At 68.4% G+C, this 14,840-nt stretch carries 13 protein-coding genes; 5 read left to right on the top strand and 8 right to left on the bottom strand.

Annotation, left to right across the window (positions count from 1 at the left end):
* Positions 1–356: 356 nt before the first annotated feature.
* Positions 357–1,016 carry an NBR1-Ig-like domain-containing protein gene (locus ACFYRH_RS30080; protein ID WP_387782373.1) on the bottom strand — a complete coding sequence of 220 codons (660 nt, stop codon included), beginning with the start codon at positions 1,014–1,016 and terminating at the stop codon, positions 357–359.
* A gap of 197 nt (positions 1,017–1,213) precedes the next feature.
* Here ACFYRH_RS30080 and ACFYRH_RS30075 point away from each other — a divergent pair, with 197 nt between their 5' ends.
* Together ACFYRH_RS30075 and ACFYRH_RS30070 are read left to right on the top strand one after the other, a co-directional pair.
* Positions 1,214–1,708 (top strand): CHAP domain-containing protein, encoded by a 495-nt coding sequence (locus ACFYRH_RS30075; protein ID WP_387782371.1) that lies wholly within the window; start codon positions 1,214–1,216, stop codon positions 1,706–1,708.
* Positions 1,709–1,857: 149 nt separating this feature from the next.
* Positions 1,858–2,553, top strand: coding sequence for a CHAP domain-containing protein (locus tag ACFYRH_RS30070; RefSeq protein ID WP_387782369.1), 696 nt, complete (start codon positions 1,858–1,860; stop codon positions 2,551–2,553).
* Positions 2,554–2,592: 39 nt separating this feature from the next.
* Here ACFYRH_RS30070 and ACFYRH_RS30065 read toward each other — a convergent pair whose 3' ends face one another.
* Positions 2,593–3,315, bottom strand: coding sequence for an alpha/beta fold hydrolase (locus ACFYRH_RS30065; RefSeq protein WP_387782367.1), 723 nt, complete (start codon positions 3,313–3,315; stop codon positions 2,593–2,595).
* 29 nt (positions 3,316–3,344) lie between these two features.
* Positions 3,345–4,394, bottom strand: a complete 1,050-nt coding sequence (locus ACFYRH_RS30060) for a LacI family DNA-binding transcriptional regulator (protein WP_387782365.1) — start codon at positions 4,392–4,394, stop codon at positions 3,345–3,347.
* A 138-nt stretch (positions 4,395–4,532) separates the two neighbouring features.
* Between ACFYRH_RS30060 and ACFYRH_RS30055 the strand changes: the two genes are divergently transcribed.
* The 3 genes from ACFYRH_RS30055 to ACFYRH_RS30045 are packed head-to-tail and all read left to right on the top strand — an operon-like array spanning position 4,533 to position 7,645.
* The gene (locus ACFYRH_RS30055) at positions 4,533–5,435 is read left to right on the top strand and encodes a carbohydrate ABC transporter permease (RefSeq protein ID WP_387782363.1); all 903 of its coding nucleotides are present in this window, start codon (positions 4,533–4,535) and stop codon (positions 5,433–5,435) included.
* A gap of 10 nt (positions 5,436–5,445) precedes the next feature.
* A complete protein-coding gene (locus ACFYRH_RS30050) occupies positions 5,446–6,330 on the top strand; it encodes a carbohydrate ABC transporter permease (RefSeq protein WP_387782361.1) in 885 nt (294 codons plus the stop codon).
* Positions 6,331–6,343: 13 nt separating this feature from the next.
* Positions 6,344–7,645, top strand: a complete 1,302-nt coding sequence (locus tag ACFYRH_RS30045) for an ABC transporter substrate-binding protein (protein WP_387782359.1) — start codon at positions 6,344–6,346, stop codon at positions 7,643–7,645.
* Positions 7,646–7,779: 134 nt separating this feature from the next.
* Here the strand turns inward: ACFYRH_RS30045 and egtD are convergent, their stop codons facing one another.
* From egtD to ACFYRH_RS30020, 5 genes are all read right to left on the bottom strand, one after another.
* Positions 7,780–8,745: an L-histidine N(alpha)-methyltransferase gene (egtD, locus tag ACFYRH_RS30040; protein ID WP_387782357.1), complete on the bottom strand. Its 966-nt coding sequence runs from the start codon at positions 8,743–8,745 to the stop codon at positions 7,780–7,782.
* Complete coding sequence (gene egtC, locus ACFYRH_RS30035; RefSeq protein ID WP_387782355.1) at positions 8,742–9,479, bottom strand: ergothioneine biosynthesis protein EgtC; 738 nt, start codon at positions 9,477–9,479, stop codon at positions 8,742–8,744. Before egtC ends, egtD begins: the two co-directional genes overlap by 4 nt.
* Positions 9,479–10,816 carry an ergothioneine biosynthesis protein EgtB gene (gene egtB / locus ACFYRH_RS30030; RefSeq protein ID WP_387782353.1) on the bottom strand — a complete coding sequence of 446 codons (1,338 nt, stop codon included), beginning with the start codon at positions 10,814–10,816 and terminating at the stop codon, positions 9,479–9,481. Before egtB ends, egtC begins: the two co-directional genes overlap by 1 nt.
* Positions 10,813–12,033 carry a glutamate-cysteine ligase family protein gene (locus tag ACFYRH_RS30025; RefSeq protein ID WP_387782351.1) on the bottom strand — a complete coding sequence of 407 codons (1,221 nt, stop codon included), beginning with the start codon at positions 12,031–12,033 and terminating at the stop codon, positions 10,813–10,815. Before ACFYRH_RS30025 ends, egtB begins: the two co-directional genes overlap by 4 nt.
* A gap of 187 nt (positions 12,034–12,220) precedes the next feature.
* Positions 12,221–14,800, bottom strand: a complete 2,580-nt coding sequence (locus tag ACFYRH_RS30020; RefSeq protein WP_387782349.1) for a glycoside hydrolase domain-containing protein — start codon at positions 14,798–14,800, stop codon at positions 12,221–12,223.
* Positions 14,801–14,840: the final 40 nt, after the last annotated feature.

The raw sequence follows: 14,840 nt of genomic DNA, 5'->3' as shown, positions 1-14,840 counted from the left end.
TGGCTTGAACAGGTTATTTCGGGTGGGATGCCACCGGTTCCTGTTCACGGTCCCGGGACAAGGCAGGGGCCGGCGCTCCGGAGGGCGGAACGCGGGCGGGCCGGGGCTGGGCGCGGGCGGGGGTTGCGCGGGCGGGCGCAGCGCGGGCGGGCGCAGCGCGGGCGGGCGCAGCGCGGGCGGGGCGGGGAGGAGCGGCGTCGGTGCGGGGGTGGCGGCAGTGGAACGGGGTCCCGGGGCGGGGCGTAGTTGTGGCGGGGGTTGGGGGTGAGCCTGGGGGGCGGGGGGTTGAACAGGTTATTTCGGGTGGAGAGGCACCGGGTCCTGGTCACGGGGTTGGGAGTTGGGGGCAGGTGGGGTTAGGGCTCGTGGGTGGTGAAGATGGTGCAGTACAGGGGCGGGGATTCCAGGCCGGGGTAGTAGAGGCGGCCGGCTTCGTCGGTGATTTTGAAGTAGGCGGTGGAGGCGCCTACTTGCGACGGGGACTGCAGGGTCATCGCGACCGTGACGATCTCGCCCGGCTCGGCGTCGGGGACGCGTTCGCGGGCGGGTGAGCGGAGCCAGCCGGGGGTGCCGGCGGCGCCTTGGCGGGTGAGCCAGCGGTCGTGCCAGGAGGCCTCGCCGCTGTTGCGGAGGACCCAGGTCTTCTCGAAGGTCTCCTCCCGGCGTACCTGCGTTCCGTCCGGCACCGTCTCGCCGACCAGCTCGGCGCGGTCGTCGGGGTGGTGGTCGATCGGTACGGATCCGCCGAGCAGGACCGGTTGGACGTGCCGGCGGATGTCGCGTTGCGACATGTCGCGGCCGGCACGGACGGCGGCGTCGAGTTCCATCAGCTGGTTGACCAGCGCCTGGTTCGCGCCGAACGAGTCGTCGTACCACTCGATGAGTTCGCGGCTGGGTTTGGTGTGGCCGCGCTCGACGCGGGACAGGTGGCCCTTGTCCCAGCCCGAGTCGGTGGCGGCGCGGGTCAACGGCACCCCGGCGGCCTCGCGCAGCTCGCGCATGCGAGCTCCGATCACGTACCGAGCCTGGGCTGGGCGCACGGCGCACTCTCCGCTCTCGCCGTCACTTATCTACACAAAATACCAAATATCCGTCATTCGGTTCCGTTGCCCACTGCGACAATCCGGTCACGCTCTGATTGTCTGCACAAAGTAGCTGATTCTCCAAGAGAACAGGCCCTGACCATCGCAGTTCAGAGCGAAAGGCAACCACCATGAGGTCCCTCCTTTCCCGTTCGTTCACGCGTCTGACCGCCACCGCCGCCCTGGGCGTGCTGGCTCTCGGAGGCGCCGCCCTTCCTGCGACCGCCACCACAACCCCCGCCCAGACCCCCGCCCAGACAGCGACTACCGCCTTCAGCCCGCAGTCCCGCGCCGACGACGCGATCGCCTGGTTCGCCAACCGCAACGGCTCCACGGCGTACCAGGGCTACTGCGAGAAGGCCGTCGAGAACGCATACGGCACGACCGGCGTGTACGCGTCCGCCATCGCCAACTGGAACGACGCGGTGAACCGCGGCGCCGCGCACAAGGGTGACCTGAACCCGCCGAAGGGTGCGCTGGTGTTCTGGAACATCAGCGCCTACGGGCACGTCGGCGTCGCCACCGGTGACGGCAACTTCTGGGCCACCAGCGTCAACAGCGCGATCGGCAAGCAGAAGCTGCCGTACTTCAACAACTACCTCGGCTGGGCGCAGCCGAACTTCTGAGGCGCCACAGCGGCGCCCGACCGCCCCGCGGGCGCCGCCCCCAGCCGCCCCCAGCCGCACCGCAGCCGCACCGCAGCTTGTTGCCCACTGCGACAACACGGTCACGGTTTGGTTCCCTGCGAGTACAACTTCACGAAAGGGAACACACCATGCGTACCGCCCTCATGCGCATCACCGCCCGTGTTGCCGTCACCACCCTGCTCGCCGGCGCCGCCGCCCTCGGCACCGGCACTCTCACCGCCGGCGCCGCCACCGGCACCGTCGTCACCGACAGCGCACAAGGTGTCGCCATCCGCTCCGGGAACGCGACCAGCTTCGGCACCGTCGGTACCCAGCCGAACGGCCCCGTCGAAATCGACTGCCAGATCTACGGCGAACCCGTGACCGGGAAATACGGCCGCAGCCTCGTCTGGGACCACATCCCCGGCAAGGGCTTCATCACCGACTCCTACGTCAACACCGGCAGCAGCGGCCTGATCGCCCCGCTCTGCACCAGCAACCCGCGCGCCGACAAGGCCATCGCCTGGTACGCCGCCCGCAACGGATCGACCGCCTTCCAGGGGTACTGCGAGATGGCCGCGGAGAACTCGTACGGAAAGACCGCGATCTGGGCCTCCGCCAAGGCCGACTGGAACGATGCCGTGGCCCGCGGCGTGGCACACCGCGGTGACCTGAATCCGCCGAAAGGCGCACTGGTCTTCTGGGACCTCGCCGCACCGTACGGGCACGTCGGGGTTGCCCGTGGCGACGGGTACTTCTGGGCCACCAGTGTGAACGGGAAGATCGGGCTCGCGAAGCTCCCGTACTTCAACAGCTACCTCGGCTGGGCCTGGCCCAACTTCTGACCTTCCCGAAGACGAGCACCCGGACGCGCGTTCCGCCCCTCACGCGTCCGGGTGCTCGACCCTGTCCAGCCAGTCCGCGACCAGCGAGCGGTACGCCGCGACGCCGCGCCCGGGCAGGAAATGATCCTCCTGGTCCAGTACGGCGAACGTCGCGCGCGGGTAGTCGTCGAGGATCGCCCACGCGTCGGCGTACCCGGCGATCACATCCTGCCGGCCGGTCACGATCAGCGTCGGCCGCTCGAAGCGCACCGACGCGTCTTCACGCAGCCCGTAGCTCGTGACGTTGCCCTGGATCCGGCCGAGGAACGCCAGATCGGCCAGCTCTTCGGCTCTGTCGTAGAACAGGTGCTGGCGATCGCGCTCCGATGACGGGCCGAGGTACTCGTCGGTGGGAAGCGTGCGCCGGGAGCGGTCGATGACGATGCCCGGGGCTCTGAGCAACAACCCGAGGACGCGCGAGGGGTCGCGTTTGACGAGACCGCGGGCGTGCAGGCCGCCGGCCGACGTACCGGCGAGCGCGAAGGGTTCGGCACCGATCAGCGACGTGATCAGGTCGGCGATCGCGGAGACCATGCCGTCCTGGTCGGTGATCGACGGGACGGCGGGAGACTTGCCGGTGCCGGGCGGGTCGACGTAGATCCGTTGCCAGCCCGAACGGTGCTCGAAGATCGGCTCGTGGACGGCGCGGCCCTCACCGCCGTCGCCGCCCCAGCTGGGCAGGAAGAAGATCGGCCGGCCGGTACCGAGGGACTCGTAATACACGCGGCGACCCTAGCCAATGCGGCGGGAGGTCAGCGAGGCCTTCTCTTCGCAGCAGAACCCGGCGGGCGCTCGCCGGACCCGCGCTCGACCAGCGCACACGGAAGCACGATCCGCTGCGGCGGACGGGTATCGGTGCCCGATGCGCGATCGAGCAGCAACCGCGCCGCGCTGCGTCCGAGTTCGGCGATGTCGGAGGCAACGACCGTGACCGGCGTCGGCAGCATGTCGGCCAGCCGGAAGTCGTCGAACCCGACCACCGCGGGCTCCCGGCCGAGCTCACCGAGGGCGCGCAGGACACCTTCGGTCAGGAAGTTGGTGGAGGCGAAGATCGCAGTCGGCGGGTCGGGGCGCAGCATCACCTCGCGGGTCGCCTTCTCGGCGGCTTCCGCGTTGCCCTCGGGCAGCTGGATCACCAGCGACTCGTCGACGTCGAGGCCGGCGCTGCGGTACGCCCGCCGGTACCCGCGCAGCCGCCGGCCCGTCGTGTAGTACGACGGGGCGAGCAGGATCGCGATCCGCTCGTGCCCCTGCGCCAGCAGATGCTCGGTCGCGAGCCGGCCACCGCCCTCGTTGTCGACCATCGCGATGTCCGCGTCGATCCCGGTGGCAGGCCGGTCGAGGAACACCACCGGTACGCCGGCACCCTCGAGGAACGAGTGGTCGCCCTGGTCCGGGACGATCATCAACCCGGCGACCTGGCGGCTCACCAGCTCCTGGATCGCCCGCTTCTCACCCTCGGGATCCTCGTCGACGGAGCCCAGTACGACGGCGTACCCGGACTGCCCGGCGACTTCGAGCGCGGCCTTCGCGATACTCGCGTAGAACGGGTTGGTCAGGTCACCGAGCACCAGGGCGAGGCTGGTCGACTTCTTGCCCGGCCGGAGCGCCCGGGCGACCTCGTTGCGCTGGAACCCGAGCTCGTCGATCGCGGCGCGGACCCGCTGCGCGGTCTCGTCACGGACGCCGTGGCCACCGTTCACCACCCGCGACACCGTGCCCAGCCCGACACCCGCCCGCCGGGCGACATCGATCATCGTCGGCCGGGGGGTCTCAGCCTTGCTTGGAAACGTTTCGGACACGGGGTTGACTTCCTTTTCACGACACGGCATCGTCACCCAACAGTAAAACGTTGGAAACGTTACCGTCCAGGAGGCCGGATGAGTAGTTCTCCTCTAGGCGGATCCACCACCAGAAAGCGCACCCGCGCGCGTGGTGGGATGAGCCGTAATGCCGGCTCCGACGTGAAGGCGGCGTACCTGTTCATCGCGCCCGCGATGATCGGATTCCTCGCCTTCGTGGGTTATCCGCTGATCCGATCGTTCTATCTCGCGCTGACGAAGTACAACGGGTTGACCGACCCGGTCTTCGTTGGCCTGGGCAACTTTCGCCGGCTGTTCACGACCGACCCGGCGTTCTGGCCGGCGCTCCGGGCGACCGGCTACCTGGTGTTGCTGTACGTCCCGTTGTCGTTGATCATCGGTCTCGCGCTGGCGATGTTCTGCAATCAGCGGTTCGCCGGAGTCCGGGTGGTCCGGACGCTGGCGTACCTGCCGGTGGTGCTGCCCGCGGTCGCGACGATCACGTTGTGGAAGTTCATCCTCGACCCGCAGGTCGGGCTGATGAACACGATCCTCGACCGGCTGGGGCTGCCGACCAGTCTGTGGCTGCAGTCCCCGAAGATGGCGATGCCCGCAGTGGTTCTGGTGATGCTGTGGGGCGTCGGCGGCACGATGATCATCTTCCTGGCCGCGCTGCAGTCGGTGCCGACCGAGTTGTACGAGGCCGCCAAGGTCGACGGCGCCGGCCCGTGGTCGGTGTTCTTCCGGATCACGCTGCCGATGATCGGCCCGATCATGCTGCTGCAGGTGATCCTGCAGACCACGGCCGCGCTGCAGACGTTCAACCAGCCGAAGATCCTGACCGGCGGTGGACCCGGGTTCAGTACCAACGTGCTGATGCTCGGGATCTACAACAACGGTTTCCCGACCCTGGGCAAGATCCCGCAGCTCGGGTACGCCTCGGCGCAGGTGTGGGTGCTGTTCATCCTGATCATCGCCGTGATCGCCCTGACCGCGAAGTTCTCCTCACTCTGGACGTACAGTGACAGCACTTCCGACTGAAGCTCCCCCGGTGACGCCCGCATCGACTCCGGCCGTCCCGCCACCGAAGAAGAACCCGCGAGTCGTCGGTACGACGGCGTGGTACGTCGTCGCGCTGTTCATCTGCGCGGTGATGGTCGTCCCGCTGCTGTGGATGATCACGATCGGGCTGAAGAGCCGGACCGCCGTGTTCGACATCCCGCCGAAGCTGCTGCCGCACGAGTGGACGTGGAGCAACTTCGTCAACGGGCCGAAGGCGATCCACTTCCCGAAGCTGTTCCTGAACTCGATGATCATCACCGCGCTCAGCGTGCTCGGCGGGGTGATGACCGCGATGATGGCCGGCTACGCGCTGGCCCGGTTGCGGTTCCCGGGGCGCAAGGTGTGGTTCTACCTGTTCGTCGGCAGCATGCTGCTCCCCGGTGTGGTCGGGCTGATCCCGCTCTTCCAGATGTACAAGAGCATCGGCTGGTACGACACCTGGCTGCCGCTGATCGTGCCTGCCTTCCTCGGCGGGAACCCGTTGTTCATCTTCCTGGCCCGGCAGTACTTCCTGGCCATCCCGTACTCGATCGACGAGGCCGCCAAGATCGACGGCGCCGGGCACCTGCGGATCTTCACCCAGGTGATGCTGCCGCTGACCCGGCCGGCCTGGCTGACGATGGCGATCCTCGCGTTCCAGGCGTCGTGGAACGACTACCTGAACCCGCTGGTCTACCTGTACTCGTCCGGCAAGTGGCCGTTATCGGTGGGTATGGCGGCGTTCGTCTCGCCGTTCGCGGGCAAGACGCCGGACTGGAGCTACTACATGGCCACCAACCTGCTGTACATGCTGCCGCCGCTGATCATCTTCTTCGCCGCGCAGCGCTACTTCATCCAGGGCCTCGGCGCTCTCGGCAGCACGACTCAGAAATAGAAGGAGATTCCTTGTGAAACCGACATTGGGTGTCGCCGCGCTGGCGTGCGCCGGGTTGCTGGCCGCCTCGGCGTGCGGCGGCGGCGCGGACTCCGGCGGCTCGAGCAGCGGTCCGGTCACCGTCACGGTGATGACGTGGGAGTCGGCGGAGACCAACGCCGCGATCAAGAAGGCACTCGCGGACTTCAAGGACGACAACGTCAAAGTCCAGCTGCTCGACACCCCGAGCGGGCAGTACGGCGACAAGCTCGCGTCGCTGACCCAGGCGAAGAAGCTCCCGGACCTGTTCTGGTGCGGTAACGACACCGAGCAGCAGTACACGTCGCAGGGTCTGCTCGTCGACTGGGCCGACAAGATCAAGGAAGGCGACGGCGACTTCAAGGCCGACAAGTTCGTCCCGTCCGCGATCGAGAACTGGAAGACCGCCGACGGCCAGATGGGCGGCCTCCCGTCGCTGATGAACACGTACGGCGTCTGGTACAACGCCGACGCCTTCACCGCGGCCGGCGTACCACTGCCGAAGGCCGGTTGGACCTGGGACGACATGTACTCCGCGGCCGCGAAGCTGGCGAACAAGAACGGCGCGAAGAACGGCCTGGTCGCGGACCAGCTGACGTCGGCCGACGGGCCGTTCACGATGAGCATGTACTCCGTCTCGGCCGGCGGCGCGCCGTTCACCGACAACGTGAACCACCCGACCAAGGCCGAGACCGACGACAAGTACCAGGAGGGTGTGCAGAAGCTGGTCGCGGCGATCAAGAACGGCTCCGTCGCGCCACCCGGGTACGACGCCGCGAACGTGCAGTCGCTGTTCGCGGCCGGCAAGGTGCCGATGACGTTCGGCGGACAGTGGCTGGCCGCCGGGTTCCAGACCGACAAGCCGAAGATCAAGTACGGGTTCGCGCCGTTCCCGCAGGTGCAGACGCCGACCACGCTGTACGACTCGGTCGGGATCTGCACGCCGCAGTACACGAAGGACCAGGACGCGACGTTCAAGGTGCTGTCGTACATCAACACCAAGGTGTGGGACGCCGTACTGCCGGCTTCCCCGGTGGCGCCGCCGGCGTACACCCCGGCGCAGACCAGCTACTTCGACGCGCTCACCAAGGCGCAGCAGCCGACGGTCGTCGACACGGTGAAGGCCGACCTGGGTGCGGAGAAGACGGTCGGAGTCCGCTTCACGACCCAGTGGGCGCAGCAGGTGGGTGACCTGACCACGGCCAACTACCAGCCGATCCTGAGCGGCAAGAAGCCGGTCAGCGAACTCTCGGCCTACACCGACAAGATCAACGGACTGATCAAGCAGGGCGGATAGGCACAACACACCACCGTCCCACCTCTCGCGAGGTGGGACGGTGGTGCGAGCTGCGCGGGGTGACGGCTGCGGTTAGCACCCAAGACCGCGGTGCCACCTCTCGCGAGGTGGGACTGGGTGGGGCGGCTGGTCCTTCAGACCGCCTTCCAGAGTGACAAAGCGAAGCGGGTTTTGCTGTCGGTCCACCAGGCGGCCGGGGTGAAGCCTGCTTTGCCGAGTTCGGCCTCGACGCCGGGGCGGTGGAACTTGGCGGAGATCTCGGTACTGATCTCCTCCCCCTCCTCGAATCCGACCTCGAGGTGGATCTCCGGGATCAGCACCCGCATCGCGCGGGTGGCACGCAGGTGCATCTCGATCCACTCGTTGTCCGCGTCCCAGACCGCGACGTGCTCGAACGCGTCCACGTCGAAATCCGCACCGAGCTGCCGGTTGATGACCCGGAGCACGTTCTTGTCGAACTCGGCGGTGACGCCGGCCGCGTCGTCGTACGCCGCCACCAGCGTCGCGGGATCCTTCACCAGATCGGTGCCGAGCAGCAGCCACTCGCCGGGCTCGAGAACGTCCCGGATCGCGGTGTAGAACGTCTCCCGCTCGGCCGGGATCAGGTTGCCGATCGTGCCGCCGAGGAACGCGACCACCCGCGGCGGATCACCCGGCAACTTGTCCAGGTGTGCGGTGAAGTCCCCGACCACACCGTGTACGTCGAGCTTCGGGTAGTCGGCGTTGATGGCGTCAGCCGCCTCCCGCAGCGCGGACTCCGAGACGTCGAGCGGCACGAACGACGTCAGCGTGCCGTGGTCGCGCAACCCGTCGAGCAGTAGCCGCGTCTTCTCCGACGAACCCGACCCGAGCTCGACCAGCGTGTGCGCGTCGGTGATCGCCGCGATCTCACCGGCCCGCGCCTGCAGGATCTCCCGCTCGGCCCGCGTCGGGTAGTACTCCGGCAGCCGCGTGATCTCCTCGAACAGCTCGCTCCCCCGCGCGTCGTAGAACCACTTCGGCGGCAGCCACTTGGGCGTCGCCGTCAGCCCCGCCCGAACGTCCTCCCGCAACGCCCGTGCCGCATAGTCCGGGGTCAGATGTACGTCGATGAGGGTCACTCTCGTCCTTCCATCGGGGTGATGTGGAGCGTGGTGGCGGTGGCCACGAGCAGGGAACGATCGGGTACTTCGGTCCAGCCGTCGCCCGATGGTTCGGAGGCGACCGTGATGGAGTCGTCGGACCGGCGGACGTGCAGCGAGTGGGTCCAGGTGGTCGCGATCAGTTGCTCGCCGTCGGTCAGCAGGACGTTGAGGCGGGAGCCCGGTGCGGCGGCCTCGACGTCGCGCACCACCGAGCTGACCGCGTCCTGTGCGGAATGGGTGGCGAAACGGGCGGTGATGAGGGCGAACAGCAGCGCGGAGTCGACCGGGGCGTCGAGTTGGAGCAAATCTGCGACCGGAAGCCGTTCGGCCAGTTTCACGGTCGCGTCGGGCCAGCCCGTGATGCGGCCGTTGTGGCTGAAGGCCCAGTTCTCGTGCGTGAACGGCGCGACCGCTGCCTCGGTGTGCGGCATCCGGTCGGTCCCGTTGCGCACCGCGGCGACCACGGCACCGGACCGGATCGAGCCCGCCAGCCCCGGCAGATTGTCATCGGTCCAGATCGGGATGTCGCGCCGGTATCGCACGACGCGACCGTCGACGTACCAGGCCAGGCCGTAGGCGTCGGCGTTGACCGAACCCCCGCCGCGCATGTCGGCGGGCGCCCAGCTCTGCTCGTACAGGGAATGGTCCGGCTCGAGCACCAAGGAGGCGAGCGTGACCGGCGGACCGAGGTACGCCAGGTGGCGGCACATCAGGCGTGCAGCTCCTCAGGACGCGGGTCGCGGGCGCACCGGAAGCCGGCGAAGATCTGCCGGCGGATCGGGTAGTCCCAGTTCCGGAAGGTGCCGCGGGCAACGACCTCGTCGGTGCCGAACGAACCTCCGCGGAGGATCTTGTAGTCCGGACCGAAGAACACCAGCGAGTACTCGTCGTACGGCCACGCACGGAACCCCGGGTACGGCGTGAAGTCGCTCGACGTCCACTCCCAGAGGTCACCGATCAACTGCTCCACGCCCAGCGGCGACGCACCCGCCGGGTACGCCCCTACCGGCGCGGGTCGCAGGTGTCGCTGGCCGAGGTTCGCGTGCTGCGGACCCGGCGACTCGTCACCCCACGGGAACCGCCGCGTCCGCCCCGACGCGGGGTCGAACCGCGCCGCGAACTCCCACTCGGCCTCGGTGGGCAGCCGCTTGCCCGCCCACTTCGCATACGCCTCGGCCTCGTAGAAGCAGACGTGCATCACCGGCTCGTCCATCGGCAGCCGCTCCTGGTGGCCGAACCGCAACCGCCACCACTCCCCGTCGGCCTGCGCCCAGAACCGCGGCGCGACCAGCGACGCCTTGCGGACATGCGCCCATCCGGCCTCGGACCACCACCGCGGATCGTCGTACCCACCGGCGAGCACGAACCGCAGGTAGTCCCCGTTCGTCACCGGCACCGTGTCGATCACGTACGGCGCGACGTGGACGGCGTGCGCCGGTCGCTCGTTGTCCAGCGCCCACGGCTCGATCGACGTACCCATCTCGAACACGCCGCCCGGCACGAACACCTCGGCCGTCGGCAACACGCGACCTGGAGGCGGCGCCGGCGCGTCCAGCACGGGCGCGCCGGCCCGGAGCTGATGGGTGGCGAGCATCGTCTCGTCGTGCTGCTGCTCGTGCTGCGCGATCATGCCGAACGCGAACGCGTCGTCCACCAGCTCACGCCCGGCGTCGAACTTCACGTGATCGAGTACGTCGAGGACCTTGTCCCGCACCTCGGTGACGTACGCGCGGGTTTCGACCGGACCGAGCAACGGGAGCGAAGGCCGGTCCGCGCGCGCGTGCTGGAACGCGTCGTAGAGCTCGTCGATGTCCTGGCGCACCGGGTCGCGCCCGCCGACGTCGCGGACCAGCCAGAGCTCCTCCTGGTTGCCGACGTGCGCGTAGTCCCAGACCAGTGGCGACATCAGCTTCGAGTGCTGCTTGACCAGGTCGTCGGTGTCGACCGCGTCGGTCAGTTGCACGGTCCGTGCCCGGGACCGCTCGAGCTGCTCCGCGACATACGCACGCAAGCCCTCCGGTGACAGTTCGGAGAGTTGGTGATTCATGAGGCTCGCCTTCCTTGGGTGTTGTCGACGATGCGCTGCAGCCGGGTCGCGGCCGCTGCGACAAGTTCGGGATCCGCACCGGTCCGGTCCAGCACCTCGGTCCCGAGGGCCACCACGTCGCGGGCGGCGCGCAGTACCAAGGTGTCCTCGAGCCCTTCGCGGGCCGCGGGGAACCAGCGACCGGCGGCCGGCTCGGCCGCCGCCAGCACCCGGTCGAGCGGGCTGGACATCAGTGCGGTGAGCAGCAGGGTCGGGGCGATCCACCCGTCGCCGGACTGCGCGTCGAGGTAGCGCACCTCGAGGTACCCGCGCGGTCGCACCGGCGGGAAGAGCGTGGACAGGTGGTATTCCAGGTCGTCGTACGTCGGCCTGTCGCCGGGCAGCTGTCCGTCCGCCCAGGCGCCGAAGGTCAGTCCTACCGGCGCGTCCCAGGTGTCGCCGCGACGCAGGCACAGCACCGGCGCCTCCATCGCCATCCGGGCCCAGGCCGCGGCCGGGTCGCCGTCGAGCGGCGGCGGCTCGGTGAACGGGGCGCAGGTCCCGAACGTCGCCTCGGTCCGCGCCGACGCCCAACCGGTGTCCGAACCGGCCCGGCGGCGGGAGTTGGCGAACAGGCCGACCAGAGTGGGGCCGAGATCGTGCAGGGCCCGCCAGCGCAGTGCGGTCTGATCGGATTCGCCGGCGTCGAGGCAGATCTGCAGGCCGGCGGTGCTGCACATCATCCGCGGTCCGTGCGGCCCGAGGCGCCGGAACGCGTGTTCCATCGCCGCGTAGCGCGGAACGGTGAGGATGCGGCGGGGTGTGCGGAAGGGGTCCAGGCCGTAGGCCCCGGGGACCAGGTCCGCGTCCAGAAGAAGAGAGGTGAGCTCGGCGGCATCGGCTGCTGTGTCGTCGATCAACTGCGGGACCGACTCCGAGGCCGGGAGGGAGATCTCGACCTGGCCACCCGGCTCAACGGTGACCAGGGCGCCCCGGCCCAGTGGCAGCTGTGGACTGCCTCTCACCAGGGTCGCCGGGGCGTGCACGCCCAGGGCTTTGCGCAGTCGGCCGGCGTCGAGGGGCCGGTGCGGATCCTCCGCGTGATGCACGGTCCATTCGAGTTCGACGCCGTACAGCCGGGGTGGACCGTGCTTGAAACAGACCATCGCGACGTAACCCTCCGCCTCGGCCCGGGAGCCGATCGGAGTCGTCGCCGGAGAAGCACCTGGCGAGGTCACGTCAGCGAACCTAGCTCCGGGTCGGGGACTGGACAACCGACCAGAGAATTACCGGTCGGTGACGCCTGGGCAGCGAGTCGACTCATGATCGCCATGTTCCCCGGCGCCACCGACAGAATCCGGCCGGATCAGGACAGGTACCGCTGGTTCCGCTCAGAGCGAACTACTGGGCGGACTAGTGGGCGAACTAGTGTCCGTACGCCTCGATCTCGTCCAGGAACATCCCGGTGTTCCGGTCGTTCGTCCGCGCCTTGTCGAAGGTCACCCGCACCCACCGCGCGGACGCCGGCGCGAAGCCGACGTCGTACCAGATGTTCGACGCGCCGTTCACCGAGCCGAGTCGCGCCCGCTGGGTGAAGTTCGTCCCGTCCGTGCTGGTCGAGACCGTGAGCTGATCCGGTCGGTAGTCCGGGTACTCCTCGTAGGCGTGCACGCGGACCTTGCCGACCGCCTGGGCCCGTCCGAGGTCGATGGTCACCACCGGGTGCACGCTGTCACCGACGTTCAGCAGCTCGTACCCGAAGCTCTTCCCGTCACCCCAGTCGTCGCCGAGCACACCATCGGTGGCCTCGGTCTTCGTGGCGTCCGGGAACCGGCTCGACGGCTCGGTCCGTTCGTACGCCTTCCCGCCCGCGAGGTTCTGCTGCGCCAGCTGACTCCCCGCCACCTCGAAGTCGAGCAACTGGTACGGCGTCGCGCCGCCGCTGGAGCTGGTGGCCTCGACCCGGATGTACCTCGCCTTCGCGTTCAGCCCGACGAAGTCGTCCGCACCGTCACCGGTCCCCTGACCCGCCTCGGCCCACTTCGTGCCGTCGTACGAGATCAGCACGCGGTACTTGTTCGCGTACGTGCTCCCCCAGCGCAGCCTTATGCCGTCCACCTGTGCCTGCCGGCCCAGGTCGACTTGCACCCAATTGGTGCCCGTACCGCTCGCCGGCTGCCACGCCGTGGAGCTGTTGTGGTCGACGGCCTTCGCAGCGTCACCACTGGATGCCGAAGCAGCGCGCACCAGATCCTTCGGAGCGACGGGGAGTCCAGCAGCAGCGTCCAGTGCGATCGCGCGGATCCGCTGCATGTAGTTCACGTCCGGCGAGTACTTGTCGCTCCGCTGCACCAGACTGGTCGCCAGGTCGTGTGCGAGACCCGGATTGGTCTTGCCGAGGTGGTTGAGGACCTCCCAGTCCTCCATACCGTCCCGCAGCGACTCGTACCGCGGCGATGCCTCGACGGTGTTGTGCACAGCGTCCGGTCTGACGATGTAGCCGTCGCCCTTCACATCCTGGTTGTCCATCTTGTACTGCCAGTTGCCGTACGCCCAGTGCAGGTACCCCGTCGCGCCGCGCCCGTAGGCGAGCCACATGGTCTGCCGCTGACTCCACTCCGGCTGGTCGATGAACCTGTTCAGGTGGTTGCCGACCGGGATGTTGCAGTTGTAGAACCACAGCGGCTTGCCCTTGGCCCGCTCCGCGTCGAACGGCGCCGGGTTCAGGGTGTACGTGAACAGGTTCGGGATCACGATGTCCTCGGACTGCGCCACGCGCGCGGCCAGGTCGTTCACCACCGCGTCGCCGATCTTCACGTCCGGCCAGTACTGCCGCAGCTTGTTCGCGACGCCGAACCAGCCCGGGTCACCGCCGGCGCCCGGCTCGTCGCCGACGTGCATCCAGAACATGCTCAGCCAGCCCTTGTCGGCCAGGTGCTGCCGCAGTGCCGGATAGAACTGCTTGTACCAGTTCTCCGCCTCCGGGGTGTCCCACCAGACGTAGTCCGGCACCTGCTTGCCGGTCTCCTTCGGCGTCACCTCGACCAGATAGCGCGGGTACTGGCTGTTGTGGTCCCGGTTCTGCGGACCGGCGCCGGTGAAGCCCTCGAGACGGTTCACCACACCCTTGTCCAGGAACCGCTGCACCACCTCGTCGAAGCGGCTGAAGCTGAACGTGTAGTTGCCGTCCGCATCGACCTTGCTGCCGCCGTCGGTGAGCAGGTTCAGCAACGGCAGCTGCAGGTTGTTCTGCCGGTACTTCTTCATGGTGTCGGCCCAGTTGTCGATCAGCTGCCACCAGCCCGGTGAGTACCGGTCGTGCCCGTAGAACAGCTTCACGGTGTCGCCGTCCCCCGGGTCGTACGACGTCAGTCCGAGGAAGTTGGTCCACATCACGTTGGTGAACTCGCTCTTGTTCGCCGGCGGGATCACCACGTTGCGCGCGTTCACCGTGATCGGGACGCTCAGGTTCCCGTTCGTCGTACGAACCGTGGCGCGGCCGCGGTAGACGCCGCCCTTCGCGGTCGCGGGAACATGCACCCGGACCCACAGCGACTGGGTCTGGTTCGCCGGTACGTCGACACTCGGCTGGTTCAGCAACCGGTCCGGGAAGTCACCCGGCGCGGTCCGCGTGGTCGGGTACACCGGCTGGTTGCCGCCGAACACCGAGTTGTGGTTCAGGTACTCGTACCCGACCGGGTTGTAGCTCAGCTCGCTCGCCGGGATCGCGTCCCGCGAACCGGTCAGCGGGCTGAAGTCGATCTTGTTCACGGTGAACGCGGCCGGTCCGCGGAGCACGATCTGCGCCGCTTCGTAGTCGTTCTTGGCCGTGTCGAGCCGGATGTCGTCGCGGGCGTCCGCCGACCGCCCGCTGTCCTTGAAGACCGAGCTGTACGACGTCTCGGTCCACATACCCGGTGTCGCGCCGGCTGCTCGCGCCACAGGCGCCAGTCCGGCCGTCGTCACCATCAGTCCACTCGCCACCACTACTCGTGTCCAGCGCATGCCGACCAGCCTTCGCGGCTCGGCAGAACCCGGCAATCCC

The sequence above is a fragment of the Kribbella sp. NPDC004875 genome, assembly GCF_042873375.1.
Classification (GTDB): domain Bacteria; phylum Actinomycetota; class Actinomycetes; order Propionibacteriales; family Kribbellaceae; genus Kribbella.
Note: the sequence above shows the minus strand (reverse complement) of the source record. Positions and strands in the feature narration are given on the sequence as shown.

Coding starts and splice junctions, on each gene's coding strand:
- ACFYRH_RS30075 (WP_387782371.1), top strand. CDS start 1,214: ATGAGGTCCCTCCTTTCCCGTTCGTTCACGCGTCTGACCGCCACCGCC.
- egtB (WP_387782353.1), bottom strand. CDS start 10,816: ATGAATCACCAACTCTCCGAACTGTCACCGGAGGGCTTGCGTGCGTAT.
- egtC (WP_387782355.1), bottom strand. CDS start 9,479: ATGTGCCGCCACCTGGCGTACCTCGGTCCGCCGGTCACGCTCGCCTCC.
- ACFYRH_RS30055 (WP_387782363.1), top strand. CDS start 4,533: ATGAGCCGTAATGCCGGCTCCGACGTGAAGGCGGCGTACCTGTTCATC.
- ACFYRH_RS30070 (WP_387782369.1), top strand. CDS start 1,858: ATGCGTACCGCCCTCATGCGCATCACCGCCCGTGTTGCCGTCACCACC.
- ACFYRH_RS30020 (WP_387782349.1), bottom strand. CDS start 14,800: ATGCGCTGGACACGAGTAGTGGTGGCGAGTGGACTGATGGTGACGACG.